This window comes from Sedimenticola selenatireducens, assembly GCF_963675335.2.
Taxonomy (GTDB): Bacteria; Pseudomonadota; Gammaproteobacteria; order Chromatiales; family Chromatiaceae; genus Sedimenticola; species Sedimenticola selenatireducens.
Genome location: NZ_CAXXYC010000003.1, coordinates 653,623 through 678,317, shown reverse-complemented (window position 1 = coordinate 678,317; position 24,695 = coordinate 653,623). Strand labels below are relative to the sequence as shown.

Sequence of the window (24,695 nt, the reverse complement as noted above, 5' to 3'; positions counted from 1 at the left end):
TCGATGAAGGCGGGCCATGCCCACGATCGGCCTTCAGCCCGCCTTAAAACTCTTCAGCACCACAAACTTCCGATCCGCCGCCACCTGCCGTACATTGCCGTACAGCCGTTTGAGCTTGACGTGATAATTGAGATGGCGATTGCCGATAATGCGCAACTCGCCACCTGTCCGCAGCACCCGGCGCGCCTGATTGAACATGCGCCAGGCAATCTCGTCACCCACCACACTGCCCTGGTGAAAGGGTGGATTGCACAGGATCAGGTCGGCGCTGGCGGGGGGAAATCCACTCAGTGCATCCCCTTGACTGAAGCGGGCCGGATTCGCCAGACCGGAACCCGCGAAGGTCGCCTGGGCACTGGCCACGGCCATCGCCGACTCATCGACAAAATGCAGCGTGGCGGCGGGATTCTGTTGCGCGGCCATCAGACCCACCACGCCGTTGCCGCAACCCAGGTCGATAATATCCCGATAGCCATCACTGGCGGGTATATGCGCCAGCAACAGCCGGGTACCGATATCCAACTGATCCCGGGAAAAGACATTGGCGTGATTGATCAACTGAAAATCCGTCCCCTCCAGTGGGTAGCAGACAGGATAGGAAGAGGCGGGAATCTCCAGATCCGCACCAACGGCGGCGAAGATCAGCCGGGCTTTTTTATGTGCCAATGAGGTGGTGGTCGGACCGATAATGCGCTCGAACAGTTGCAGGGTCGAGGTATGGATCTGTTTCGACATGCCACAGCCGATCACCCGACTCTCCGGTTTGAGATGAGGCCGGAGCCGGATCAGTTCATGTTCCAGCAGCGCCAGGGTCTTGGTGACACGAATCAGCACCAGGTCATAGGCGCCCTGGGGTTCATCCAGGGAACCGATAAAGTCAACGCCACTTTCGTCAAGGCCGTTGGCTTTGAGATTCTCCCGCGCCGACCAGTCAGCCAGGTAGGAGTCACTCTGCCGGGTCGGCCCATACCGGGCAAGCGCGCAGCTCAGTGCGCCAAAACCATCATTGATAATCAGAATCCGGCCGCTGATCTCATTCCCGAGATGGGCCAGCAGATACTCATCCGCCGCATCCCAGGCGCGCAGCGTCTCCTGCTTGCGCAATGGATAACGCCGCAGAATGAAACTGCCGGCGGGCGTATCAAGCGTCTGCATGGCGTGGGCCGGTCAGGTAGATATCGTAACGGGTATTGGGGCTGCCGATGGAGAGCGACGGGACACGCTCAGTCAGTGGCGGCGCCTTGACCGGCCGCTTCACCACCACCCGGTGGCCGGCGATGCCAAGCGCGGTCTCCAGCAGTTCGGCACTATCCTGGTCCTCCCCCAGCAGCAGCTGGAACAGGCGCATCTCCTTTTTCACCTTGGCCGATTTCTCCCGATGCGGGTACATGGGGTCGAGATAGACCACATCGGGTCTTTCATCTGGCGGTGCGACATAGTCACGACCATCCAGACAGTGCAGCCGCATGCGTGCCGCGATCGACTCCACTTCCGGGTCCGCCAGGGCACGCCGCAGGCCATCCGACAGCAGGGCATGGACCACGGCGGAGCGCTCGATCATCTCCACGCTGCAGCCTAGGGTTGCCAGCACGAAGGCATCGCGCCCGAGACCGGCGGTCGTATCCAGCACCCGGGGAGTCCAGCCGTTCTTGAGACCGATGGCCCGGGCCAGCGGTTGTCCCCGGCCACCGCCGAACTTTCTTCTATGCGCAGCCTTGCCGTCGACAAAATCCACCATTACAGGCCCGGGGGCATCCGGCCCGAGCTGCCGCAACACCAGGCGATCCGCCTGTAGCAGCAACAGCAGACCCTGTTCGATCTGATCCAATGAATAACACGGGAGCGACAATGCAGCGGCCAGCCGCTCTGCCGCAGGCTGCTGTTCGGATGAGGCGGCGGCCACACCGATAACTGACGATTGTTCTGGCACAAATGATCCTGCGAAACGACTCAGTCCGATATAGGCAAATTATCCCAATTTATCAGCCGTCATTATCGCCAGATATCCACATCCCTGCCCTGCTCGCGTATCTGTTCTGCCCTGGCGGAGATGTAGCGCTGAAAACTGGGTTCCGTTTTATAAGCGTCCGAGAGCAGATAGTCAAAGATTGAGGCCGTGTGAAACTGTTTAAAAAACGCCTCGGAACGGATCACCTCCCCTGCCTCCGGATCAAACAGCACCACGGAGGGGGCATAGTTGATCGCCAACGCCTGAGCCCACTCCCGCGCCGTGGTGCGTTTTCCGTCCGGGGTGATAATCGGCGTGTTGGACCACATGTCCAGTTGGATGGCGTGCGTGCGCCCGACCAACTGACGGATCTCCGGGTCACTCAGCAGTTCCTGATGCATGCGGCTGCAGGCCGGGCAATCTCCCTGCTCGAAGAAGACAGCCAGCGGCTCCCGAACCAGACTGAGATCATGGGGCGCGGCAATAAAAAACGGCTGTGACTGGAGTTGTCTGCCCGCCGACACCGTCGTTTGACGGGACGCCAGATAATCGCGATAGGCTTGCTGCTGTTCGAGCCGGCCACCGATATAATCCAGCGCCAGCTTGAAGGTAGCCGGGGGAATATAGCCATTGAGCCGGAGAATCACCTGCCCCGCTTCATTCAGAAACAGCAGGGTCGGGGTAAATTGCACCCGCAGCGAGGCGGCAAAGGTCTTTTCCGTCTGCTCCTGACCATCCATATCCATTACCGGACGGTCACCCCACATGTTGACACTGATGACATCCAGTTCACGGCGCATCTGCTCCTCGATATCCCGTTGGGCGAGGTTGCGCTCCACCATCAGATTGCAATAGGGACACCCATTCTGGTGAAAAAACAGCAACACTCGCCGGCCTTCCGCCGATGCCTCTGCCACATCCTCCCGAATGTCCAAAAAGCTCTCCTTGAACCAGTCCGGATAAACCGTCTCCCTGGCCCCGAGAAAACGACCCTCAGACTCGGCCGCAGCCGCGCCGCCGAACAGCAACAGGAGTGACAGCCAGCCACACAACAAGAGAGACTTCAACATTGTCCAAACACCTTAAACACTGGTAACGTACCCGCAAGCATAGCAGGTGGATGCGACAACCATAATAGATCAGGAGGCAGCATGAAAATCTCCATCGATGTGACACCGGAAGAGATGCGAAAACTGATGGGCTGGCCGGATGTGCAGGGATTGCAGGAGGAGATGATCGACAAGATCCGCGAGCAGATGAATGCCGGCGCCGAAGGCTACGACCCGCTCAGCCTGATGCAGCCGTTCTTTGCCCAGTCGGCCAATTCAATGGAAAGCTTCCAGAAGATGGTGGCCGGCATGATGAGCGCTTACAGCAAGAAGAGCGATTAGGCCATCCTATGGCAGTTAGGCTGCACCACCCGTGAACTCACGGGTCACGCCCCGTAGATATCATAGAAAAAGTAGCCGGTGATGAGCACACTGGCGAGGATGACGAACTGCCGAACCAGCCGCTGTGGCAGCCGGCGCGCCGCATGGGCGGCCACATAACCGCCGGCCAGAGTGCCCAGCAAGACCAGGGTGCCCTCATACCAGGCGATCACGCCATCGAAAATAAACAGCGCTATGGCGATCAGTGAGACTACAGTGGAAACCAGCAGTTTAAGGCCATTCATGGCATTGATATCCGTATGTCCCGCCAGCGCCAGATAGCTGAGGATAACGATCCCCAGCCCGGCGTTGAAAAACCCCCCATAGATGCAGATCCCAAGCAGAAACAGCAGAAGCAGCAGTTTACCGATACTGGAGGCATGACGGTGAGCAGAGGCCATCCGCTTCAGTGTCCGGTTGATCCAGCCTCCGAAGATAAAAAGCAGCGTGGCAAACAGCAGCAGCCAGGGAATCGCCTCGCGAAACAGCGTCTCCGGTGTCTGCAACAGTAGCCAGGCACCGACAATACCCCCCAACAGGCTGAGGAGAATAAATCGCGGCAGTTCATTCCGGTGCGCGGACAGCTCGTTGCGGAAGGCGTAGGCGCCACTCATATAGCCGGAACAGGAAGAGAAGGTATTGGTGGCATTGGCGCTGATCGGCGAAACCCCGACAAACAGCAGAGCCGGAAAGGTGATAAAACTGCCTCCACCGGCGATGGAGTTGACCACGCCGCCAAAGAATCCGGCCAGGAAAAGGAACAGCGCTTCAAATAACATGGCCAACCGTTGTTAAAATCAGGATGCCGAGAGATTATCAGCTTCCACACGGTGACCGCCAGACACAGCCTGGCCACTTTTTCGTCGCCCTTTGTACCGCATCTTCGATTAACCCTGTTTTAAAAACCTTCAGGAGAGACTGGACATTTTCAGGCCGGCAATCCCGATAATAATCAGCAACACGCTGAACAGGCGAACAGTGTTCACAGATTCGCCCAGGAGGGTGATCCCAAGAATCACGGTACCGACCGCACCCACGCCAACCCAGACAGGATATGCGGTACCCACCGGCAGAGTACGCATGGCGATACCCAGCAGCCACAGGCTGATGATCATGGATAGCACGGTCCAGAAGCTTGGCCAAAACCGGCTGAATCCCTCCGTATACTTCAAACCTATCGCCCAACCGACCTCAAACAGGCCCGCTATCACCAGTGTCACCCAAGCCATAAAACTTTCCTTCAGCATGGTGGAGTCGTCCCCGATCGGGACCAAAAAGAGTCGCCACGCCCGAATCATTAGAGTAGTTGATTACCGTCTGAAGCAGACTTTGCTCACCAGCTTTCCTCTCCAGCCGGAAAACCTGGTGCGGAGATAACAGACGCCACTACGCCAGGCATGGCAGAAAATTCAAGGCAACCAGATTGAAAAACAGCCCCCACTGAGCTGGTGGCTGTTCTCCAGACGGATAAAGCCCTGCTGTTCTCCATTGCGATGCATCTCGGCAATCATGGTGGCGAAATAGAGGCCCAACTTGGTCCTGCCTTCGGCAAGCGCACCATGATCATCCTCCGCCGATTGTTTTGACAGCATCTGCTCCGGATACCCGCTCCCGTTATCCTCCACCCGAAACACCAGATACCCCGCTTCCTGGGCAGCGGAAATCAGCAGCCGGTCGCGGGTGTAGCGGATACCGTTGCCCACCAGATTGTTCAGTACGTTGCGGATCAGGTTTTCATCAAAATAACCGAACAGCTCCGGATCACAATCACTGACAAGTTCAATATGATTGGCCTCGGCGGATGAGCGGTTCTCTGCCATTATTTCCGCGATAAAAATGGCCACATCCACCTCCTCGATGGAGGGTGAGATACGTTCATTCTCGATATTGTAGAGGGTAAGCAGTTCGATCAGGTTGTTATTGAGCCGTTTTGCTTCATTTTGCAGCACGGTCATACGTGCCGGCTTATCAAAATCGACCGCGGCATCGGCAGTGATCTCATCAAGGGTATGAATCACCATACTGAGTGAGTTCTTCATGTCATGAATCAACGATGCGAGCACGTCATAAAACTTCATCCATTTTCCCTCTTCTCAGGGTTGGCTGAATTCCTTAACAACTGCTTCAGCATGCTTTGCATTTTATGCAGGGTACGGTCCTCGGAATCCATCTGACGTACCCTTTCCAGGTATTCACGTACCTTGGCAAGCAGATCGGTATCAATGCCGGACTCATTCATGTGCAGCATAAAAATCCGCGCCGCATTGAGATTCACCACCTTGTTACCAGGCATACCCGCTACCGCCTCTTCAAACAGCAGCATGGCTTCATCCAGCTTGCCAAGTTTGGCCAGTTCCACACCACGATTGTTCAGTCTGACGATCTCTTTCTTTATTCCGGCAATCATTGCACCGGGATCTTCGGAGAGGCCGAGGTCACCCATGGTCTCGCCCACCGCTTTCAAAAACAGTTCATCGGAGTGATTGTTTTTCACCGCTTGATGAAGCAGTTCGCTGGCGCGCTCCGTCTCGCCCATCCTGTTACAGGTGCGCGCCATATCCAGCGCAAGTTCCGGTGCGGCCTGGGTGCCAAGTTCCTTATAGAGCTCATGAGCCTCAATCATACATTGACGGGCACGTGCTCCGTTATTCATATCCTCCTGAATGGTGGCTTCGGTCATGGATGAGTAAAGCTTGGCTTCCGTATCTCCCTTGTAGGCTTTTTTCAGATCACGCAGCACCATCAAGGCAGCATCGCCACTGGCAGTAACCGCCTTGGCCCTGGCCAGATTGGCGTAGATGGAGGGGTGTTTATAGATGGAGTGTTTACCAAGGCGAATCGCCTGACCGAAGGCACGCTCCGCGACCTTTTCGTCATGATTACGCAATGCCAGCTCCCCCAGAGCACGTTGCCGCACAATGGCTTTGGCAGAGTGAGCGGTAGCTGTCTCCAGCACTTTCTGAGCCTCTTCCGGCTCATCCATGGCCTGGTGTGTCCTGGCCAACCAGTCATACGCCGCCATAAAACGTTCGTTGCCGTCGATAAGGCCTTGGAAAACCTGCTTGGCCTCTTGGTATCGCTTGTTGCCATAGTAGGACTTTCCGATACCTACCCTGGCCCAGGCAATTTCACGTTGAGACAACACGCCGGAATAGATCGCTTCTGCCTGATCGTAGGCACCTGCCTTGAGTGCAAGGTCAGCCTTGATCTTGACAAATTCGTTGAGATTTCTTGGGTTTTCGGCAATACGCCTGTCCAACAGATCATTGGCCAGTTCGTATTCGCGCCGATCAATAGCCTGTTCTATCTCCAGCAGGTCGGCCTTTTTGTTCAGCAACCGTTCAATCCGTTGCGCCAGCAGATCCTTGGTGAAGGGCTTGGTCAGATATGAATCCGGCTCGTACTCCACGGCGCCCATGACCATCAGACGGGTATTCTCGGCAGTGATCATAACAAAGATCGAACTGACACCGATCAGTTTCCTGGCGCGTATTTCCTCCAGAACCTGCTGTCCGTCCCGGCCCTCGCCCAGATTGTAATCACACAGGATGACATCATAGCGCTTGGACTCAATATGCGAGATAGCCTCGCGTCCATTGGCGACCGAGTCGATATCCGTTACCCCAAATGACTGCAGCATGTTGCGCAAAACGCCGCGCATATCGCCATAGTCATCCACGATCAAAAAACTTAACTGCTCTATTTTCGATGCCATTCGACTCTTCTCATACCACTCGTACCCCAGATAATAACATTCGCCTTCAGCCTAGGAGTCTGTCGGACTTAACACGGACTTACTGCGGAAAAGCCCGACAAACTCCCAGTGCCGGACTTGACTATGTGGGCACGAATGAGCGATCCCATTGACAGAGTCATGCCTGTAGTTCTATCTGTTCCTCGGTGCGGCAGCGGTTCCGTCCCTCACGCTTGGCCAGATAGAGTGCTTCATCCGCCCTCTCGAACGGGGTTTTACGGCCATCTCCCTTGCGGAATGAAGCCACGCCGCAGGAGACTGTGATATTGACCCGACTCTCACCCGAATGAAATGGCTTCTCTTCCACGGCCTGACGAATTTTTTCAGCTACGGTTCTGGCCCCTTGCAGATCCACCTCCGGCAACAGTATCACAAACTCCTCACCGCCATAGCGGGCGGGAAAATCAACCTTTCGAGTTGCCCGCCTGAGGTGCGCGCCAATCACGTGCAATACCTTGTCCCCCGCCAGATGGCCGTAGGTATCATTCACTTTCTTGAAATGATCCACATCGACAACGATCATGCTCAACGGATATTCATAACGATTCCAGCGCGCATACTCCTCCTCCAGACGGCAATCGAACGCATGACGATTATTCAGTCCGGTCAGGGCATCGGTAAATGCCTCGACTCTGGCCTGCTCCACGTGCTCCCGCAGCGTGGCGGTCTCCTGTTCCATATCACCCAGCCGGGTAGTCAGCAGATCGATACGCTGTTCAAAACCCTGTACCAGCTGCTCGGTTTCATTTTTGTGCCCACGCAGCCGGTCCTGGATCAGATTCAGACGTTCGGCAATTGTCGACTTCAACTCATCCAGATCCGTGGCCTGCTGGACAGTCGCGTGCAAATGGGAGACCTGACTCTGCATCTCGCTGTCCATGCGACGTTGTCCGTCCGCCAGTTGAGTGCCGACGGAACCGATGCCGTTTACCTCCTGATCGAGCTTCTGTAGCTGCTCAGTCATCTGCAACAGGAAACGCTCCACCTCCTGGCGCTCCTCTTCGGCCTGAATCCTGGCATGCTCGAACAGCTGCAACAGTTCGGTCAGAATCGGCGGAATATCCACTTCGGCAATGCCACCCGACAGACGGGTTTTAAGCGACTGAATCCTCGGTTCCTGATCCGTTGAAATATCCATGCGCTGCACCAGTTGCAACAGCACCTGGTCAACCGGTGGGAGGGAGGCGGCCACTTGAACTGCAGTCTCCCCGGTATCGGACAGCACCTTGACCAGTTCCGTGACCAGATCATCAAGCGCCTGCTGATTCTCGGCCCGACCCGCCTGATCCGCAAGCTTGCGCAGTTCCAGCGGTCCGCAACCGGCAGACGCAAGCTGATCAACCAGGGAGACAAAAACATCCCGTGCTTCCGGCAATCCATCCACGGGGGACATCCCGGCAGGCCTGGATTTTGTATCTGCCTGGCTACTGCTCTCTTTATCCTTGGCAAACAGTTTACCCATCAGCCCCGGTTTCCCGGTTGTCACAGACTGCAACGCCTCCAAAAGCAACGCCTTGGCGGCCTTTACCGATTCAGGTGGTGCGGGAGACCGCTTGAGTTCCCGGATGAGCTTGGATGCCCGTTTGGCAAGTGCTTTGGGCAGGGTTGCTTCTTCGAGAAGCTGGGACAAGAACGACTCAGCCGATGCGGATGCCGCCACTCCATTCTGTGTGGCATTTACTTGGCCGGCACGACCGGCGATATCCTCCACCAGACGTAACAGCGCACGGGTATCCTGCTCGCCCCGTACCCGGTTGCGCAACTGCTCCAAGCGATCATCCAGTTGCGGAGTCATTCCATCCCCAACAAAGGAGAGTCGGGAAATACAGCGTCTGAGCGTTGATTCAACCGACTGCCAGTGTTTCTCCTTGCGTTCCAGATCCCCCAGACTGTCGAAATACTTCTTCTTCCACTCACCATCCGATTGAACCATTACTTCTCCTTATCGTTATCGCTATAACCCTATCGGCAGCACTGGGTGGTGAGTTTAATAAAAAAATGGCGCCCAACGACGCCATTTTTAACCAACGAATTGTACCCGGGAAGGAAGCTCCCCCCTGCAGGTGCGGGCTACGTTTTTCGCTGGTGTCGCCATCCCTCTCATGAGGATAGCGCCAGGGCCAGCCAGACGAATCCGAGGGTAGCCATTTGGTGACTGCCAAACGGCTCATTATAGACACAGATCGCCAGGAGAAACGTGATGCTGGGTGCCAGATAATGCAGGACGCCGATCCTGCTGAGGGGCAAACGGTTGGCCGCTGCGGCAAAACAGACCAGAGGAAGCGTCGTCACCAGTCCGGCTCACAGACTGTTTTCGCTGCTTGCAGGTTGGCTCATGATCCTGCCGTCTCCGGGGAATGGATCAGATAGCGACGATGAAAGCGTTCGCTGCTTGACTCCATTAGCCGACTGATCAGCGCCACGGCAACAAATCCGTAGACCAGACGCATCCAGAAAATGCCGCTGATATCCGCGCCCAGCAATAGTATTAGCAAGGTGTCTTCAATCATGCTATGACAGAGTGCCAGCAGGGTCATGGCACTGAACACATCTCGATAGGGCACATGCCCGGCCTGCGCCTCCTTGATCAGCAGTCCGCCACCGAAGGCAAGACCCAGGGTAAAGCCAACGATGGTGATAGTGGTGGCAGCGCGACCGATGCCCAACATTCTCAGCAACGGCTGTAACAGCCATTGGAGCAAGCGCTCAATACCCAGCAGACGCAACAGCTTCAAGGTGGTCAAAAGCAGCGAGATAATCACCAGGATCACGCCGAGACTTTTAAGCTGGGCAACCCCCCAGGCGATCAGGCCGGCCGGTACCTCACCCGGCTGCCAGATCATTTGACTGGGCTGCTGCAGCCACCCACCCCAGGCATAGACATGGTGCAATACGAAACCGAGCAACACGGCGCTGAGCAGTCGTATCAACAAGGTGACCCCCAGCCTCACCCCGGCCTTCTGGGCGATGCGAGCCTCGATCGGCAGGGTGTGGGCGATCAGCATCATGGTGCCCAGAACCGTCACCTGGGCCACGCTCAACTGTTCAAGCGGAGCCTGATTGAAGAAGATCACCATGCCGGTGTAGATGTTGGTCAGCAGGGTGGTAGCCCAGACCAGCGCCATTGACTCGGGCAGTCCGACCAGCACCATAACCGGGCCAAGCAGGGCGGCAATAATCTCAACGCCCCCCAGTTCTTCCAGAAGTTTCACCAGCAACAGCGCCGGTATCATGATTTTGAACAGCGTGCTGGCCACCTGATAGATCTCCAGCAACAGTTCCCTGAACCACTGTTTCACATGCTTGCTCTCAAATGGATTCTTTCGATGAAATATTGTAACCAAAGGTGAGAAATCATAGTTTTTTAAAAGCCATATTTGAGTTAATTTAATTTTGTATTTATATACGATTTGCACTTAATATTTCATATTAAATATTGATTTTATAATTTTATTAATTATGAAAACCCGGAAACTGGACCGAATCGATCGCCGCATCCTCAATCAGTTACAAAAGGACAATAAAATCAGCAACCTGAACCTTGCTGAGCAGGTCGGGTTATCGCCTCCCGCCTGCCTGCGTCGGGTGAATCGTCTGCGTGCCGAGGGCGTCATCATGTCGGATGTCTCCCTGATTGACCCCCAGATAGCCGGACACAACATAAATATCATTGTGGAAGTGGAGATGGAGCGCGATCATCTGGAACTGTCAGCCCAGTTCCGCAAAGCGATCCAGGCTTCCCCGGAGGTCACCCAATGTTACGCGGTAACCGGTGAGGTCGATTTCATTCTGGTGGTCTCGGTGCCCGACATGCAGGCCTATGACGCCTTCACCCAAAAGGTGTTATACAAGCAATCGAATCTGCGAAAATTTCGCAGTCTGATTTCACTCGATCGGGTAAAATTCGAGACTGCAGTTAAACTCTAGGAGTCTGTCGGGCTTGACCGTTTGCAGCCAGACGGCGTTGAGTCCGACAGGTTCCTGCCCTCGCACCCCGACTCAGGGATTGGGTCCACCCGCCCTTTGGCTGACTGTCGCATCCGTAACGGAAAATTTGCCCGGAATCACCGTCATCCATGAACCAGCCAACAGAGTCAGATCGTGAAGTAAAAGTCGGCGTCCTGAGCGCCTTGGGTGCCTTTATTATCTGGGGCTTGTCACCACTCTACTACCGGGCCATCGGCGAGGCGCCAGCCCTTGAGATCATTGCCCATCGTGCCATCTGGTCTCTGCTGTTTACCCTGTTGATGGTCGGTTTCAGTGGGCAGATCCGGGTATTCATCTCGCTATTCCGCGATTATAAAATCCAGTTAATTCTGTTGCTCAGCTCTCTGTTGGTCTCGGTTAACTGGCTCGGCTTCATCTGGGCGGTCAACAACGGCAAGGCACTGGAAGCCAGCATGGGCTATTTCATTATGCCGATTGTCATGGTGCTGCTGGGGCGGCTGTTTCTTGATGAACGGCTGAACCGGAACCAGATCATTTCACTGCTGCTGGTCTGCCTGGGCGTGCTGAATCTGCTGGTCGCCATCCGGCAGCTACCCTGGATCGCCCTGTTACTCGCCATTTCGTTCGGTTTCTATAGCCTGGTGCGCAAGAAAGTGGCCGTCAATGCGTTGGTGGGACTGACCATGGAGTGCCTGTTCCTGGCCCCCCTGGCACTGGTTTATCTGCTGTTTCTCAATCACCAGGAGACGCTGGTGTTTGGCAGTCGGGAAATCGGCTTTGACCTGTTGCTGATTGGCTCCGGTCTGATGACTGCCCTGCCCCTGATACTGTTCACGTCGGCATCGAAGCGACTGCGTCTGGGCACGGTGGGCCTGTTGCAGTATCTCAATCCCACTTGTCAGTTTCTATTGGCAGTGTTTCTGTTCAACGAGCCCTTCTCGGCACATCATCTGAATACCTTTATCCTGATCTGGGCGGGTCTGGCAATCTTTACCCTGGATTCGAGAAACCGGATGAAACGTGAGTCGCTCGCCAGAAAGCTGACTGGTATGCCCTGATGATCTATGAATCTACCGGAGCCCTGGCGGTTCGCAGGCAATTACGTCCATCATGCTTTGCCTGATACATGGCCATATCCGCCGCATCCAGCAACGCATGCCAGTCGCTGGCAATCTCCGGAAAGCTGGCCACACCAATACTGACGGTCAGACTCACCGAATCATCCCCCAGCTTGATCTGATGGTTGGCCACCAGCCTCAGTAACCGTTCACCCAGATCGACCGCCATGGCCAGTGGCGTCTCCGGCAGAACCACCAGAAACTCTTCACCGCCGAATCTGGCCACGTAGTCCGTCTTTCGTAACGATCGCTCAAGCTCAAAGGCAATACTGCGCAGCACCCGGTCGCCATTGGCATGACCATATTGATCATTGACCTCCTTGAAGTGATCGATATCCACCATAAAGATCGAGAGCGAATGTTTGTAGCGGGTGGCGCGTTCAATATCATCGGTAATCCGCCGCTCCAGCGCGTTGCGATTATAGAGTCCGGTCAGCGGATCATGTGTCGCCTGATGCTTAAGCCTTTTCTCAATTTGTTTGCGCGCTTTGAGTTGGTTGTTCAGCTGACTGGTACGCCGATCGACCCGCGCCTCCAGCTCGGTATTGAGTACATGCAGTTGCCGCTCTTCCGATCGGGAGAGCAGAAAGAGATAAAGAAGCACCATAATATAAGCGGCGAAGCGTAACAGATGCCAATGCCACCAAGTGACATCCCACAGCACGGAAAACTGAAACATCAGCCCGGAAACACCAAGCAGCAGGTAATGACTGGCAAAAATCGTGCTGTCCTTATTGTTTTCACCACAATTCACACAGAAGAAATTGGCCGCAGCAACCAGAAACAGTACTCCCGCTACGCTATTGATAAGGTTTGCCTGCAGGGTAAACCGGTTATCCCCGGTCAGCATCGGCAGCACGGGGTCATGAATCAGTGTGCCGGCACCAATCAGCATCGCCAGGGCGATTACCAGCAATGGCAGACGATAACCGGACGCCTGTCGGGCCATCGACTCGGGCAACCATATCAGGGCAGCCATCAGGCCACCCGTTAGCATTGCAATGGAGTGAAACCAGACAAAATGTTGCGGACTCTCCGACAAGGCGTGAAAACCATCCAGCACTCCCATACCCACAAGTGCGGCCACAATCCAGATATAGCGCGCGGGGAGCCGCTCGTACACCCTCAACATGATAATCAACGCCGCAATCAACAACGCGGTAAAGGCACCCAGTGTTTCACCAAAAACGTGCAACGGGATGTGGACCCACTGTTCCTGAGGAACAAGAACAAATGCAGCCATGCCGCCGGAAAGGAGGAAGAGAATCACACTAAGCAACAAGGCGTTAAGGGATCTCATCATGCCTTCAGCATAAGATCGGGAAATTATGTTGTCCAGAGATTCCAACCGCTTCCGGCACAGTTTGTGACATGGGTCAGTGAGCGGCGGAAACAGTAGCCAACCGCACAATTAAACCATTGATTATGATGATATTTGTCAGACTTAAAAACGGTCGGGGCCGGCAGCATTCCTGGCCACCGGAATGCGAAATTCCAGGCTGAAACGGCCGCTTTGATTAATGAAATGATTGTCGTGGTAAAGGGCGTGTGGCGGGATGCTTCGAGCCTGATAATCACTGGCCGGCAACCAGTGCATATAAAGGTCACGCATCAGGTAGAGCAGGTCGCCGAACATGCCTTCCGCCTGACAACAGGCGTGCAGACCACCGGGTATCTCCATCACCCCGACACCATCCCCGGGATAGATACGTTTCGGCAGGGTCAGACAAGCGACATAGCGGCATTGATCGAACGGAATCAGATCCGGATTACTGTGGTGGAGTGCAATCATCTGCTGGGCTTTCACATCGACCCCGTGGGCACCTCCCCAATCCAGCAGGCGGGCCCATACCTCACTGATACGCTGGTCATAACCGACATGCCGTATATAGGCAACCGGCTGACTCGGCAGGCGTTTAATCTCTACTTGTCGCTGAACAGACTGGTTGTGGCTATCCAGGGTATCCCGATAATACTGGCGGTGCGGATTCATCGCGGATGCAGACCAGGCTGTTTTCAATGTCCGGCTTCTGGTTTCGTAGCCTTCACGGCGCCACAGCGTGGGGGAACAGTTGAAGCAGGATTTGAAGGCATGGTTGAACGCCGCATTGGAGTGAAAGCCGCACTCTGCCGCGATGTCGACTATGGCCATGTTCGGGTTATAAATCAGTAAATTGGCCGCCCATTCAAGACGGCAGCGCCGGATATAGTCATGCACGCTCTCCCCGGTGATCTGTTTGAAAATACGTTGAAAATGGTAGGGGGAGTAGCAGGCACTTTGAGCCAGTCCACTAATTTCCAGAGAATCCGAAAGTTTCGCATGGATGCGGTAAAGCGCCTCGTTTATACGGGTCTGATGTTCATAGGCGGTGTTCCGGCGCAAGCTCATGGCAAAAAAATAGCACATTTAGACAAAAGAATTACCCCATACCATCAAAATTAGCCTGATCGGTTTGCCTTATGCTGGCGGTATATTAAAACAACAGGGATTAGGTGGATGTTTGCACAGCGCACAATAAACCTGAACAGCTCCTTCATACGCGATATCCTGGCGGTCACCCAACAGCCGGACATGATCTCCTTTGCCGGCGGTCTGCCGGATCCAGAACTGTTTCCGGTGGCCGCCCTGCAGCAGGCCTCCATGCGCATGCAACAACAACTGGGCAACCGACTCTACCAATACAGTGAGACCCCGGGACTGCTTCCGCTTCGCCGCCACATTGCCGAGCAATTGGCCGATCCTGAGGTGCATGCGGAACAGATCATTATCACCACCGGCTCGCAACAGGGGCTGGACCTGGTGGTACGCTGTCTGATCGACCCGGGCGACAAGGTACTGGTCGAGGCTCCGACCTATCTGGGGGCGCTGCAAGTATTGAGGGCCAATCAGGCAACCCTGATCTCCATACCCTCCGATGAGCAGGGCCCCGACCTGGAAGCCCTGGAAGCCATAGTCCAGCGGGAACCGATTCGCTGTTTTTATACGGTTACCGATTTCCAGAATCCAACCGGTGCGAGCTACTCGCTGGAGCGCAGAAAAGGCCTCACGGCCTTGGCTGAGCGGTATAATTTCTGGATTCTGGAAGACGCCCCCTACTCCGCGCTGCGCTATTCAGGCGATCCCCTGCCCTCATTGCAGTCATTGCTGCCGGAGCGGGTGATCCATTTCGGATCTTTTTCCAAGATCATTGCCCCGGCCCTGCGAATGGGCTGGATCAGCGCACCCCGCGAGGTCATCAAGGTGGTAGAGAAGCTGAAACAGGCGGCCGACCTGCACTCCAGTGGCTATGACCAGCAACTGGTGCTGAGTTTCCTGCAAAGCGGCGCCCTTGAACCCCATCTGGAGCAGATCCGCAGCGCCTACGGCGAGCGACTGGAAGCGATGGCAACGGCGCTTACCCGCAACCTGTCCGACAGCCTGCATTTCACCAAGCCCCGGGGTGGCATGTTCATCTGGGCCACGTTGACCAGTAATGAAAGCACGCTGGAACTGTTCCGGGCCGCCGTCGCCGAGGGGGTCGCCTTTGTTCCCGGCGAGGCGTTCTATGTCAATGGCGAATCGGACAACAGCATGCGCCTGAATTTTTCCAATAGCAGTAGCGCGATGATTGAGGAGGGAGTCAGGCGTCTGGCCACACTGATCAATGACAGCAGCCGACGGGAGACCACGGCCTCAGCCCTGGCCTACTAACCCCGCCCTGATGCTGAGTGGCTCAAGCCCAGAACGGTTCATCCCAGGTAACCTCATCCGGCAGATGCCCCTGATCCAGCTCAACGCGGATCTGATCGAGGTCGGTATCCGACAGCACCCGTTCACAATAAGGGAAGAATCGCTGCTCTTCCCATTTCACATGACCTTTCAGCAGATCGATAAAGGACTCAAGTAGCCGTCCAAGGTCCCCTTCCCCGTCCTTTATCGCCGCCACAAGCCGGTTGAACTCCCGATGGTCCGCAATAACCTGGGTAACGACAATGTCCTGCGCCTGGGCACTGCTCAGGCGCTTGATCAGTGACTCTTCTTCCAACTTGAAATGGGGCTGCAACAGCGCCTCAACAATGAAGATCACGTAACGGGCAATTCGCTCCGGTGTTGTGCCATTGTTCATACCTTTCTTGATTCGTCGCGCAAACTTCAGCGCGTCGTGATGCTCCCAGGAGAGTTTTTTAAGCTGTTCACTGCGCTTCACCGCACCACCACTCAGTTCAGGAAGGGGTTGGTGGCCCGTTCATGGCCAATGGTGGAGACCGGCCCATGCCCGGAAATAAACTCCACATCATCGCCCATACTCCACAACTGTTCACGAATGGAACGCAACAGCGTGGCATGATCCCCCTTGGGAAAATCGGTTCGACCGATTGATCCATTGAACAGCACATCGCCCACAATGGCGACTTTCTCAGCGGGATTGAAGAAAACCACATGCCCCGGAGTATGTCCCGGACAGTGTCGCACCTCCAGTTGCTGATTGCCGACCTGAACCACATCCCCCTGGTCCAGCCAACGCTCCGGCTCAAAACTTTCCGCAGGCGGGAAGCCAAACATCTTTGCCTGTTCAGAGAGATCATCAATCCAGAACTTATCTTCCCGGTGCGGTCCCTCAATGGGTATCCCGAGTCGCCTGGATAACTCTCCCGCGGCACCGGCATGATCAATGTGGGCATGAGTGATCAGGATTTTTTCAAGGGTCAGCCCTTGGGCTTCCGCCTCCTGCAGGATACGCTCAATATCACCCCCGGGGTCTACAACAGCTGCCCGCCGGGTCTCTTCACAGGTAACCAGTGTACAGTTCTGCTCAAATGGAGTAACAGGAATCACGGTAAATTTCATACGAAACCATTTTCTGATCGGTTGACAAGATGGGTGAGTATACCGGAACTTTGCCGGCATGTGCCCATTCAGGGAACTGGATCAGACCGTTCTGCCGGACACTTTTTTAATCCAGTAGAGAAAATGCCCGTCCTCCTCCCTGCTCTCCAACAGCTCGAATTCAGGAAGACGGCAGAGCACCGGAAATTCCCGGCGTGAATCAGGATGGGTGACCGTCACCTTCAACACCTCGCCTACCGCCATGTGCGAGAGTGTCGCCTTGGTCTTCAGTACCGGTAACGGGCAGATAAGCCCGCTGACATCCAACTGCCGGTCGCACTTGAGTGCTTCAATAGTCTCAGTCAACACAACCTCCCGGGATCATCTGATCAGATACATTAAGAATTCGGGCACGGTAATAATCTACTGACAGCTTAGCGGGAAAAAATAGGCTTGACAAAAAATAAAACGAACGTTTAACTGAAACGCCAAGGTAGTAGAATTAAAAGAGTAGCATGGACCAATGAACCCATTCAGAGCAAATGACATTGCCACATACGACATCGGCACCCGTGATCTGAAAGTTCCTCTGGATACGAAAGACAGAATACTCGACGTCGCCGAGGAGATATTTGCCGAAAAGGGCTACTCCGCCACCTCCATGCGAACCATCACATCCCGGGCCAATGTCAATCTGGCCGCGGTCAACTACCATTTCGGATCCAAGGCACAGCTCTATCAGGCAGTTTTTCAGCGGCGTGTTGCGCCGATGAACAGGGAGCGTATTCGGGCGCTCGAATCACTGGAGCGGAAGGCGGGTGATACTCCTCTGGAACTGGATGACATCCTGAGGTCCTTTGTGGAACCGGCACTGAAGGCAAGCATGAACCCCAAACAGGGAGGCATCAATTTCATCCGATTACTGGGAAGAACACATGCAGAACCGGGACCGGAGGTGCACGATTTCCTGCCGCTGATGTATGACGAGGTAAAAAAGCGTTATCGCAATGCCTTGGCCAAAGCGCTCCCGGATCTCTCCCAGGAGGAACTATCCTGGCGTGTTCACTTTGTCATTGGCACCATCGCATTCACCCTGGCAGGGACCGATGCACTGGAGATGATCGAGTCCTGCCGCTACTGTGATCCGGCAGATATTGAAGGCATTATTCAGCGTCTACTACCCTTCTTGAAAGGAGGGCTCAGTGCCCCTTCGGCCCTGCCAGACCATTCAAACTAAGACATATCGAACCCGAACCAGATAGATTGAACAAGAGGAGTACCTATCAACCACCCGATGGAATATCAAACAACAACAAACCGGCACTGGTACCGACACCATGCTATAAAAAATAATAATCTGAATTTTTATTCACCCGGCGCAGTAGGTGATAAAGCCCCCCGCCACGACAACCGGGAAAATCGACCACCCAGGTTGCAATGAAGCTGGCTGTGCATCACACCAAATTAACAAGGTGATACCAGCCAGTCTCAAGAGAGGAGAGCATTATGAAAGCCAACCAGGAAATCATCTCCCTGGACGAGGCCATCACATTGGCAGGACTGTTTAAGGAGCGCACCAGTCGTACCCCCGAACGAATTGCCTATCGTTATTACGACCCGGAACAGGCCACATGGAAAAACAGTACCTGGTCGGAAATGCGCAGCGAAACCGCCCGCTGGCAGGCGGCATTTTTGCAAGAGGGTCTGAAACGCGGGGACCGGGTGGGCATTATGATGCCCAACCGTCGCGAATGGGTCATGTTCGATCAGGCCGCCCTGGGCCTCGGGCTGGTCAGCGTTCCCCTGTTTTATAACGATCGCGGCGGTAACGTAGCCTATATTGCCGAAGCTTCGGCAATCAAGCTGCTGGTTATCCACGGCCAGGAGCAGTGGAAAAGCCTGCAACCGGTCAGGGATGAGCTGCCGACCATTCGGCGTATCGTCTCCCTGGAGTCACTGGATGGCATGGCACATGATGATCGAATCCGACACCTGGAAAAGTGGTTGCCGGCAACCGCCGGAGAGTACCAGATGGTACACGATCTCGATCCACACAGCCTCTGCTCCATCGTCTATACCTCGGGAACTACAGGCCATCCAAAGGGTGTGATGCTGAGTCATCACAACATCCTCAGCAACACATACGAAGCATTACAGACCACCACCGTCAATGACAATGACATCATGCTCTCATTCCTGCCACTTTCACACATGCTGGAACGAACCGGCGGCTATTACCTCCCGCTGATGGCCGGCATCACCGTGGCCTATGCACGTTCCATTCTGCTGTTGGCCGAGGACCTGCTGAGCATTCGCCCCACCTTCATGATCAGTGTGCCACGTATCTATGAGCGTATTTATGCCAAGATTCAGGAGGGGCTGGATGAGAAACCCCCAATTGCGCGCAAGCTGTTCAACCTGGCGGTCAATGTCGGCTGGAAACGTTTTGAGCACCAGCAGGGAAGAGGAAGCTGGTCACCGTCGCTGCTCCTCTGGCCACTGCTGAACAAACTGGTAGCCAGCAAGGTCACGGAAAAACTGGGCGGCCGCCTGCGCACCGCCATCAGCGGCGGCGCCCCGCTGCCGCCGGATGTGGCTCGTACCTTCCTGGCACTTGGGGTACCGGTATTACAGGGATACGGCCTGACCGAAACCAGCCCTGTATTGGCGGTGAACCGTATCGATGACAATGTTCCCGAAAGCGTGGGGCTTGCGCTTCCCGGCACCCAACTATCAGTAGCAGAGAATGGGGAACTGTTGGCAAGGGGTGATGCCGTGATGCTCGGCTTCTGGAACAATCCACAGGAGACCGCCCGGGTCATTGATGAGGAGGGCTGGCTTCACACGGGAGATGTGGCCAGAATCGACTCCACCGGGCACGTCTATATTACCGGGCGGATCAAGGACATTATCGTGTTGGCAAATGGTGAAAAGGTATCGCCCGCCGACATGGAGATCGCCCTTGCCATGGACGCCCTGTTTGAGCAGGTTCTAATCATCGGCGAGGGCCGCCCCTTCCTGTCAGCATTGATCGTTCCGGAACCGGGACACTGGAAAAGTCTGGCAGAAGGACTGGGTCTAGATCCCGAAAATTCCGCCTCACTACAGGACAAAAAGGTAATGGACCATGTCTATCGGCGGATCAGTGAGCAGTTGCGCGAATTTCCTGGCTATGCACAGATACGCAAGGCGGTGCTGTTGGGGGAATCCTGGAGCGTGGAGAACGGCTATCTGACCCCTACGCTGAAAACCAAGCGAAAGTTGATTATCGAACACTGCGACGAACTCATCCGAGACATCTATGACGGGCATTAACCCGGCGCAAGGCATGGTGACCTGACCATTCAGGGCGCCATGCCTTACACCGCCCAACCCCGGAACATCATGATTTAACCTCCCGGGCCCTGCTATAGTTGGCGCTGTTCCAATCCCACAGCACAAAACGGCCGCATACCTATGAATGAAATCGCTAAATTCGCCCAAACACATTGGGAGAGCATCGTCGCCTTTGTCTGGTTCATGGTCTGCTTCTACGGCTACATGATCTACTCACAACGCATGGCTCGCACCACGCATTGCCTCTCCAGTGTGCTGCACCAGTATCGCCAGGCGTGGATGGAGCAGATGTTGACTCGGGATGTACGGGTTGCGGACACCACGGCATTGGCCAACCTGGAGCGCAGTGTGGCATTTTTTGCCTCATCCACCATGCTGATACTGGCCGGATTGGTTACCGTTATGGGATCCACTGACAAGGTCATCGACATGGTAGCCGATGTGCCCTTTGCCATTGACGCCAGCCGTTCGGAATGGGAGATCAAGCTGCTACTGCTTGTCGGCCTGTTTATGTATGCCTTTTTCAAGTTCACCTGGAGCCTTCGGCAATACGGTTTCTGTGCGGTAATGCTGGGTGGTGCACCCACCATGGATGCCCAGGTCTCCGGGCGTGAACGCAAGGCCTTCGCCATCCGCATCGCCCATGTTGCGTCACTGGCGGCAAACAACTTCAACCTGGGACTACGCACCTACTATTTCAGTCTGGCGGTACTCGGCTGGTTCATCAACCCGTGGCTGTTCATTGCATTGAGCAGTGGCATTGTCTGGGTGCTTTATCGACGCGAGTTCAAATCCAGAACGCTGGAAGAGCTGATCATCAGTCGTGCTGAATAGCCGAACGATTATAGAAATGGCAGACCAGCCTCCTCATGGCCACCAAGTTCGGTCAGTTTTTTGCTGATCATCTGCTTGACCGGCGGAAAATTGTTACTCAAGCGCAACACCAGACCACGCAGAATTTTCGCCGGCACCGAATCGTTGGTATAGAGACTGACGATTTCATTGGTGCCAGTATATAGTGGCCAGGAGACGCGCATCTGTTTGCTCTGGTATTTTTCCAGCACATCGAGGGCACCGATGTCCTGGCCCTGTAGCTGGGCCGCCCTGATCACCCTGAACAAGGTATCCTGTCCACGCAGGCCCAGATTAAAGCCGTGGGCCGTGACCGGATGCATTCCAACCGCCGCATCACCAATCAGGGCATAACGTGACTTGACGAACTTGTTGGCGTGCACGGCCACCAGCGGGTAGGCATGCCGCTTTCCCACCAGTCGCATATCGCCCAGCCGATGATTGAATTGAGCCTGTACCTCCGCCGCATAGGCTTCATCACCAAGCGCCTGGATCTGACTGGCGACGTCCGATGAAACCGTCACCACGGTGGAGGAGATATTGCCATTCAACGGCAACACAGCCAATGTCCGCCCATAATGGAAACACTCGTAGGCAATCTGATCATGGGGTTTTTCATGGGCCATGCGACTGACAATGGCCACCCGCCCAAAATCCTGCATGGATGCAGAGATGCCTGCCTTGCGCCGGGTTTCAGAAAATCGGCTGTCAGCAGCCACCACCAATGAAGCAACAATCGAATCACCATTGGAGAGTGCCACCGTCGCCTGCTGCGGCACTATTTGAACGTCAAGAACCGTGGTACCGGTAAGCACTTCAACATTTTCACTGGTGACCACCTCTTCATACAATGCCTTCCGGATCAGATAATTCGGTACCAGATAACCGAGCGCATCCACATCCTCCTTCCTGCTGTCAATTTCCAGACAGTAGGATGAGTTTCCATTAATCACCCTGGCCTGTCTGATCGGGGCAATTTCATTCTGTGGAATACGCGCCAACGCCCCCATCTCGGTAAGGATTTTTTTCGACAAATGGGTTAACGCGATCTCCCTTCCATCCATTGCCGGCGATTCCAGGTCAGTGATCCCGGACCGTTCAATAATCAGCGCGCGCAACCCACTGTCCTTGAGAGAACGGGCAAAACTGAGACCCGCCGGTCCACCACCTATAATTACAATGTCATACTTCATAAAACCCTCAATAGACCAGCTTCGCAACATGCCCTGACTGAGATATTGTACCCGGAGCACCCTGTTCTCACCGGCCCATAAGTTCACAAGCTGAATTGACACCCATCATAACGTTTACAACTGTCCATCAACAGTGGCTTGGGTGAATCCAAAAACCTTAAGATTATTAGGTTCTTAAAGTAACCACAGCGCCGGTCTGTTATCCAACACTGGTAATCAACCGATAAACCTTTCTGGATTGAGGGCAATTCTAATTCGTGCTATACATCTACCTGCGACACCCCCAATTTCGAGCTATGTATCTGAGGCACTGGATAAAACCGGCATGAATAAACCTGTCATCACACTACTTTTTGTGTCGATCGCTGCTCTAATCCTACCGGAAGTATCGTTGGCGAATAAATTTGCCACCATAGGCGGAGGCGTTAGCGGGGTAAGCGATGAAAAACTCAGCATACTAAAACAGATAGGGGCTTACACTGGAACTTTTTTTATCCTGTTAGGGGTTCTCAGTATCGTAACCAAAGACCGGTTTGAAGGCTTCATCGGAATGCGCTTAAAAGACCAGGGTATATCCCCTGCCTCCTACGTGCTTATCGGACTTGGCGCCCTACTCTCGTTACTGTTTTTTGTTTGATACCGGTACAACCTATTGGCGGGGTATCAGCGAAAGTGGTTGTGCAGGTGTTTGATTATCTGGAACGGGCAGGAATGGGGGGTATTTTGCAATCGATTCTAAAGGGGCGGTGACAACGGAAAACAACATACTGTCTCAGGCCGTATGTGCCCTGCGGTAACCAACATAAGATTCAACCATGCGGTTCATACCGGTCTGCTCAAAATTCCTTAAACCTCTTAATGCCATACGCTTTTCGCCTTCCCCAACAATCTCATTGGCTGACTTCAGGCAAAACAGCATACGTACGTCCCCCTTTTTTCCATCCACCTCAATAACCGTATCCGTCAACTCCAGGGAAGGCTTCTCAATATCCAAACGTTGCAAATCAATAGACATCTGCTGATAGATCACCAACGGTCTGTCCGGATTAATCATTACCCCTTCCCGTGACATCAGGGGTACCAGTACATTCAGGAAGTTCTTCCCCGAAAACTCGACGTAGCGGTGGGTAAAGTCGTTGATCAGACCGGCGTCATGGGATATATGCCCATGCCGCTCAATCTCGAGACAGTTTTTCTTCTGTTCGTCTACCAGAACAAGCTCACTCTCATTCAGTTCCTGATAGTGCAAGTTTATCCCGTCACTCACCATGCCGGAAAAAGTGAAGCACATCTGCTGGCTTAAACCATATCTGGCCAGCGTCACTGCGAACAAGAGATCCCCAGGCACGCAAAACAACTTTGCATCCTGGTGGTGCAAGGGATTGAAATCATCCGCAATCTCTTTTGCAAATCGACTGGCCTGCTGTCGGGTAAACCGAAGACCATCACCATCTTCCGTAAAGTAGTCGGTTAAAACCATTTTTTCTGCCCGGTATTCTATAGGTTTCGTGCCGCATCATATCAGGTGTTCGAATTAAATCAGTAATTTCATGCGATATGGCGGCGACCGCAACCGCCAACCAGACTGAAAAGTGGGGATTGGGTCAAAAAACAGGTAGAAAGATCCCCCATAGCCGGGGGATTGAGTGAACCCATCAAACGCGTCAGTTTCGCCGGTCTAGCTACTCCTGCCCCAACATGGCGCGCTTTAAAGCGGTTGTGACCGGATCGCTGCCTATCCAAATACTTAGCAGCGCCGGATAGAAATCACTCCCGGGTATGGTGTCCTTCAATTCACCATTGATATACACCCGGGTTCCGGCATCAGGGATATTGTCGAGCCAGATTTCATCCCCTCTGACCGCATCAGTGAACAGCGCTGAAAACCGGTTTATCCGCTGATCCAGTTGGGCCATGGCCTGCTCATCCTGGTTGGCCAAAAAACCCTCTCGCCAAGCCTTGTCCAGATCCTGTTTCTCAACCTTATCGTAGAGAAAATGCATCAGGATCCGCTTTGGACCGGTAGAGTTGATGATCTCCTCGGACGCCGATGTTTTCTCCGGCAGATAGAGTGCTCCGATATAGATCTTGAAAATGAACTTGTAGCGTATACCCGCCCCATTCAATACCAGCGCATTGTCACTCCCGTCCAGGGTGATCCGATCGGGTATAGTCACCTTGGCGAGCTCTGCCGCGCCCAAGGGAAAAATCGTGAGCAGACAGAGTAATCCGAACACACCTCTTAGCATCTTTTTCATTGGCTTCTCCTGGCCACAGTACGCTTCACTTTCAAACAGATTCTGGTTCGT

Annotated in this window: 26 protein-coding genes; 8 read left to right on the top strand and 18 right to left on the bottom strand. The window is 54.4% G+C overall.

The window, feature by feature from the left end; translation table 11 throughout:
- Nucleotides 1-33 precede the first annotated feature (33 nt).
- The 3 genes from ACHZBF_RS06875 to ACHZBF_RS06865 form a co-directional block, all read right to left on the bottom strand.
- Nucleotides 34-1,155 (bottom strand): methyltransferase, encoded by a 1,122-nt coding sequence (locus ACHZBF_RS06875; protein ID WP_321528020.1) that lies wholly within the window; start codon nucleotides 1,153-1,155, stop codon nucleotides 34-36.
- Nucleotides 1,142-1,930, bottom strand: coding sequence for a class I SAM-dependent methyltransferase (locus tag ACHZBF_RS06870; protein WP_321528019.1), 789 nt, complete (start codon nucleotides 1,928-1,930; stop codon nucleotides 1,142-1,144). The genes ACHZBF_RS06875 and ACHZBF_RS06870 overlap by 14 nt, the downstream gene beginning before the upstream one ends.
- A gap of 62 nt (nucleotides 1,931-1,992) precedes the next feature.
- On the bottom strand, nucleotides 1,993-3,018 hold the full coding sequence (locus tag ACHZBF_RS06865) for a thioredoxin family protein (protein WP_321528018.1): 1,026 nt from the start codon (nucleotides 3,016-3,018) through the stop codon (nucleotides 1,993-1,995).
- A gap of 81 nt (nucleotides 3,019-3,099) precedes the next feature.
- On the opposite strand from ACHZBF_RS06865, the gene ACHZBF_RS06860 reads away from it, so the two are divergent.
- Nucleotides 3,100-3,339: a DUF6489 family protein gene (locus ACHZBF_RS06860; RefSeq protein ID WP_029134041.1), complete on the top strand. Its 240-nt coding sequence runs from the start codon at nucleotides 3,100-3,102 to the stop codon at nucleotides 3,337-3,339.
- A 44-nt stretch (nucleotides 3,340-3,383) separates the two neighbouring features.
- Here ACHZBF_RS06860 and ACHZBF_RS06855 read toward each other — a convergent pair whose 3' ends face one another.
- From ACHZBF_RS06855 to ACHZBF_RS06825, 7 genes are all read right to left on the bottom strand, one after another.
- Nucleotides 3,384-4,157 carry a sulfite exporter TauE/SafE family protein gene (locus tag ACHZBF_RS06855; RefSeq protein WP_321528017.1) on the bottom strand — a complete coding sequence of 258 codons (774 nt, stop codon included), beginning with the start codon at nucleotides 4,155-4,157 and terminating at the stop codon, nucleotides 3,384-3,386.
- Between the two features lie 129 nt (nucleotides 4,158-4,286).
- On the bottom strand, nucleotides 4,287-4,607 hold the full coding sequence (gene sugE, locus ACHZBF_RS06850; RefSeq protein ID WP_273437866.1) for a quaternary ammonium compound efflux SMR transporter SugE: 321 nt from the start codon (nucleotides 4,605-4,607) through the stop codon (nucleotides 4,287-4,289).
- A 180-nt stretch (nucleotides 4,608-4,787) separates the two neighbouring features.
- Nucleotides 4,788-5,456 carry a sensor histidine kinase gene (locus tag ACHZBF_RS06845; protein WP_029134044.1) on the bottom strand — a complete coding sequence of 223 codons (669 nt, stop codon included), beginning with the start codon at nucleotides 5,454-5,456 and terminating at the stop codon, nucleotides 4,788-4,790.
- The gene (locus ACHZBF_RS06840; protein ID WP_321528016.1) at nucleotides 5,453-7,093 is read right to left on the bottom strand and encodes a response regulator; all 1,641 of its coding nucleotides are present in this window, start codon (nucleotides 7,091-7,093) and stop codon (nucleotides 5,453-5,455) included. Before ACHZBF_RS06840 ends, ACHZBF_RS06845 begins: the two co-directional genes overlap by 4 nt.
- A 157-nt stretch (nucleotides 7,094-7,250) precedes the next feature.
- Entirely contained in the window at nucleotides 7,251-9,065 is a 1,815-nt protein-coding gene (locus ACHZBF_RS06835) for a sensor domain-containing diguanylate cyclase (protein ID WP_321528015.1), read from the bottom strand.
- 167 nt (nucleotides 9,066-9,232) lie between these two features.
- On the bottom strand, nucleotides 9,233-9,424 hold the full coding sequence (locus ACHZBF_RS06830; RefSeq protein ID WP_321528014.1) for an EamA family transporter: 192 nt from the start codon (nucleotides 9,422-9,424) through the stop codon (nucleotides 9,233-9,235).
- Between the two features lie 41 nt (nucleotides 9,425-9,465).
- Nucleotides 9,466-10,431 (bottom strand): hypothetical protein, encoded by a 966-nt coding sequence (locus ACHZBF_RS06825; protein WP_321528013.1) that lies wholly within the window; start codon nucleotides 10,429-10,431, stop codon nucleotides 9,466-9,468.
- A 160-nt stretch (nucleotides 10,432-10,591) separates the two neighbouring features.
- Here ACHZBF_RS06825 and ACHZBF_RS06820 point away from each other — a divergent pair, with 160 nt between their 5' ends.
- Together ACHZBF_RS06820 and rarD are read left to right on the top strand one after the other, a co-directional pair.
- Entirely contained in the window at nucleotides 10,592-11,059 is a 468-nt protein-coding gene (locus ACHZBF_RS06820) for an Lrp/AsnC family transcriptional regulator (RefSeq protein WP_037375521.1), read from the top strand.
- 149 nt (nucleotides 11,060-11,208) lie between these two features.
- Nucleotides 11,209-12,138, top strand: coding sequence for an EamA family transporter RarD (gene rarD / locus ACHZBF_RS06815; RefSeq protein ID WP_037375522.1), 930 nt, complete (start codon nucleotides 11,209-11,211; stop codon nucleotides 12,136-12,138).
- Nucleotides 12,139-12,142: 4 nt separating this feature from the next.
- Here the strand turns inward: rarD and ACHZBF_RS06810 are convergent, their stop codons facing one another.
- Together ACHZBF_RS06810 and ACHZBF_RS06805 are read right to left on the bottom strand one after the other, a co-directional pair.
- Complete coding sequence (locus ACHZBF_RS06810; RefSeq protein ID WP_321528012.1) at nucleotides 12,143-13,501, bottom strand: GGDEF domain-containing protein; 1,359 nt, start codon at nucleotides 13,499-13,501, stop codon at nucleotides 12,143-12,145.
- A gap of 141 nt (nucleotides 13,502-13,642) precedes the next feature.
- Nucleotides 13,643-14,587, bottom strand: coding sequence for an AraC family transcriptional regulator (locus tag ACHZBF_RS06805; RefSeq protein WP_321528011.1), 945 nt, complete (start codon nucleotides 14,585-14,587; stop codon nucleotides 13,643-13,645).
- 108 nt (nucleotides 14,588-14,695) lie between these two features.
- Here ACHZBF_RS06805 and ACHZBF_RS06800 point away from each other — a divergent pair, with 108 nt between their 5' ends.
- Entirely contained in the window at nucleotides 14,696-15,889 is a 1,194-nt protein-coding gene (locus tag ACHZBF_RS06800) for an aminotransferase-like domain-containing protein (RefSeq protein ID WP_321528010.1), read from the top strand.
- A 22-nt stretch (nucleotides 15,890-15,911) separates the two neighbouring features.
- Here ACHZBF_RS06800 and ACHZBF_RS06795 read toward each other — a convergent pair whose 3' ends face one another.
- The 3 genes from ACHZBF_RS06795 to ACHZBF_RS06785 all read right to left on the bottom strand — a co-directional run bounded on the left by ACHZBF_RS06795 (nucleotide 15,912) and on the right by ACHZBF_RS06785 (nucleotide 17,371).
- Nucleotides 15,912-16,385, bottom strand: coding sequence for a hemerythrin domain-containing protein (locus ACHZBF_RS06795; protein WP_321528009.1), 474 nt, complete (start codon nucleotides 16,383-16,385; stop codon nucleotides 15,912-15,914).
- 11 nt (nucleotides 16,386-16,396) lie between these two features.
- The gene (locus tag ACHZBF_RS06790; protein WP_273437879.1) at nucleotides 16,397-17,026 is read right to left on the bottom strand and encodes an MBL fold metallo-hydrolase; all 630 of its coding nucleotides are present in this window, start codon (nucleotides 17,024-17,026) and stop codon (nucleotides 16,397-16,399) included.
- Nucleotides 17,027-17,107: 81 nt separating this feature from the next.
- A complete protein-coding gene (locus ACHZBF_RS06785; RefSeq protein ID WP_288106062.1) occupies nucleotides 17,108-17,371 on the bottom strand; it encodes a sulfurtransferase TusA family protein in 264 nt (87 codons plus the stop codon).
- Nucleotides 17,372-17,528: 157 nt separating this feature from the next.
- Between ACHZBF_RS06785 and ACHZBF_RS06780 the strand changes: the two genes are divergently transcribed.
- The 3 genes from ACHZBF_RS06780 (at nucleotide 17,529) to ACHZBF_RS06770 (ending at nucleotide 21,175) form a co-directional block, all read left to right on the top strand.
- Nucleotides 17,529-18,242, top strand: coding sequence for a TetR/AcrR family transcriptional regulator (locus ACHZBF_RS06780; RefSeq protein ID WP_273437882.1), 714 nt, complete (start codon nucleotides 17,529-17,531; stop codon nucleotides 18,240-18,242).
- Nucleotides 18,243-18,511: 269 nt separating this feature from the next.
- Nucleotides 18,512-20,320 (top strand): AMP-dependent synthetase/ligase, encoded by a 1,809-nt coding sequence (locus tag ACHZBF_RS06775; protein ID WP_321528008.1) that lies wholly within the window; start codon nucleotides 18,512-18,514, stop codon nucleotides 20,318-20,320.
- Nucleotides 20,321-20,461: 141 nt separating this feature from the next.
- Complete coding sequence (locus ACHZBF_RS06770; RefSeq protein ID WP_029134057.1) at nucleotides 20,462-21,175, top strand: DUF599 domain-containing protein; 714 nt, start codon at nucleotides 20,462-20,464, stop codon at nucleotides 21,173-21,175.
- An 8-nt stretch (nucleotides 21,176-21,183) separates the two neighbouring features.
- Here ACHZBF_RS06770 and ubiM read toward each other — a convergent pair whose 3' ends face one another.
- Nucleotides 21,184-22,386 carry a 5-demethoxyubiquinol-8 5-hydroxylase UbiM gene (gene ubiM / locus ACHZBF_RS06765; RefSeq protein WP_051302393.1) on the bottom strand — a complete coding sequence of 401 codons (1,203 nt, stop codon included), beginning with the start codon at nucleotides 22,384-22,386 and terminating at the stop codon, nucleotides 21,184-21,186.
- 325 nt (nucleotides 22,387-22,711) lie between these two features.
- On the opposite strand from ubiM, the gene ACHZBF_RS06760 reads away from it, so the two are divergent.
- A complete protein-coding gene (locus ACHZBF_RS06760) occupies nucleotides 22,712-23,023 on the top strand; it encodes a hypothetical protein (RefSeq protein ID WP_029134058.1) in 312 nt (103 codons plus the stop codon).
- Between the two features lie 135 nt (nucleotides 23,024-23,158).
- Here the strand turns inward: ACHZBF_RS06760 and ACHZBF_RS06755 are convergent, their stop codons facing one another.
- A complete protein-coding gene (locus ACHZBF_RS06755) occupies nucleotides 23,159-23,866 on the bottom strand; it encodes a DUF3581 family protein (RefSeq protein WP_321528007.1) in 708 nt (235 codons plus the stop codon).
- 202 nt (nucleotides 23,867-24,068) lie between these two features.
- Nucleotides 24,069-24,644: a chalcone isomerase family protein gene (locus ACHZBF_RS06750; RefSeq protein ID WP_321528006.1), complete on the bottom strand. Its 576-nt coding sequence runs from the start codon at nucleotides 24,642-24,644 to the stop codon at nucleotides 24,069-24,071.
- Between the last annotated feature and the right edge of the window lie 51 nt (nucleotides 24,645-24,695).

Bases quoted from the DNA above. Each gene is read 5' to 3' on its own strand.
- ACHZBF_RS06875 (WP_321528020.1), bottom strand. From the start codon at position 1,155: ATGCAGACGCTTGATACGCCCGCCGGCAGTTTCATTCTGCGGCGTTAT.
- ACHZBF_RS06865 (WP_321528018.1), bottom strand. From the start codon at position 3,018: ATGTTGAAGTCTCTCTTGTTGTGTGGCTGGCTGTCACTCCTGTTGCTG.
- ACHZBF_RS06860 (WP_029134041.1), top strand. From the start codon at position 3,100: ATGAAAATCTCCATCGATGTGACACCGGAAGAGATGCGAAAACTGATG.
- ACHZBF_RS06855 (WP_321528017.1), bottom strand. From the start codon at position 4,157: ATGTTATTTGAAGCGCTGTTCCTTTTCCTGGCCGGATTCTTTGGCGGC.
- sugE (WP_273437866.1), bottom strand. From the start codon at position 4,607: ATGGCTTGGGTGACACTGGTGATAGCGGGCCTGTTTGAGGTCGGTTGG.
- ACHZBF_RS06845 (WP_029134044.1), bottom strand. From the start codon at position 5,456: ATGAAGTTTTATGACGTGCTCGCATCGTTGATTCATGACATGAAGAAC.
- ACHZBF_RS06840 (WP_321528016.1), bottom strand. From the start codon at position 7,093: ATGGCATCGAAAATAGAGCAGTTAAGTTTTTTGATCGTGGATGACTAT.
- ACHZBF_RS06835 (WP_321528015.1), bottom strand. From the start codon at position 9,065: ATGGTTCAATCGGATGGTGAGTGGAAGAAGAAGTATTTCGACAGTCTG.
- ACHZBF_RS06820 (WP_037375521.1), top strand. From the start codon at position 10,592: ATGAAAACCCGGAAACTGGACCGAATCGATCGCCGCATCCTCAATCAG.
- rarD (WP_037375522.1), top strand. From the start codon at position 11,209: ATGAACCAGCCAACAGAGTCAGATCGTGAAGTAAAAGTCGGCGTCCTG.
- ACHZBF_RS06810 (WP_321528012.1), bottom strand. From the start codon at position 13,501: ATGATGAGATCCCTTAACGCCTTGTTGCTTAGTGTGATTCTCTTCCTC.
- ACHZBF_RS06805 (WP_321528011.1), bottom strand. From the start codon at position 14,587: ATGAGCTTGCGCCGGAACACCGCCTATGAACATCAGACCCGTATAAAC.
- ACHZBF_RS06800 (WP_321528010.1), top strand. From the start codon at position 14,696: ATGTTTGCACAGCGCACAATAAACCTGAACAGCTCCTTCATACGCGAT.
- ACHZBF_RS06790 (WP_273437879.1), bottom strand. From the start codon at position 17,026: ATGAAATTTACCGTGATTCCTGTTACTCCATTTGAGCAGAACTGTACA.
- ACHZBF_RS06780 (WP_273437882.1), top strand. From the start codon at position 17,529: ATGAACCCATTCAGAGCAAATGACATTGCCACATACGACATCGGCACC.
- ACHZBF_RS06775 (WP_321528008.1), top strand. From the start codon at position 18,512: ATGAAAGCCAACCAGGAAATCATCTCCCTGGACGAGGCCATCACATTG.
- ACHZBF_RS06770 (WP_029134057.1), top strand. From the start codon at position 20,462: ATGAATGAAATCGCTAAATTCGCCCAAACACATTGGGAGAGCATCGTC.
- ubiM (WP_051302393.1), bottom strand. From the start codon at position 22,386: ATGAAGTATGACATTGTAATTATAGGTGGTGGACCGGCGGGTCTCAGT.
- ACHZBF_RS06760 (WP_029134058.1), top strand. From the start codon at position 22,712: ATGAATAAACCTGTCATCACACTACTTTTTGTGTCGATCGCTGCTCTA.
- ACHZBF_RS06755 (WP_321528007.1), bottom strand. From the start codon at position 23,866: ATGGTTTTAACCGACTACTTTACGGAAGATGGTGATGGTCTTCGGTTT.
- ACHZBF_RS06750 (WP_321528006.1), bottom strand. From the start codon at position 24,644: ATGAAAAAGATGCTAAGAGGTGTGTTCGGATTACTCTGTCTGCTCACG.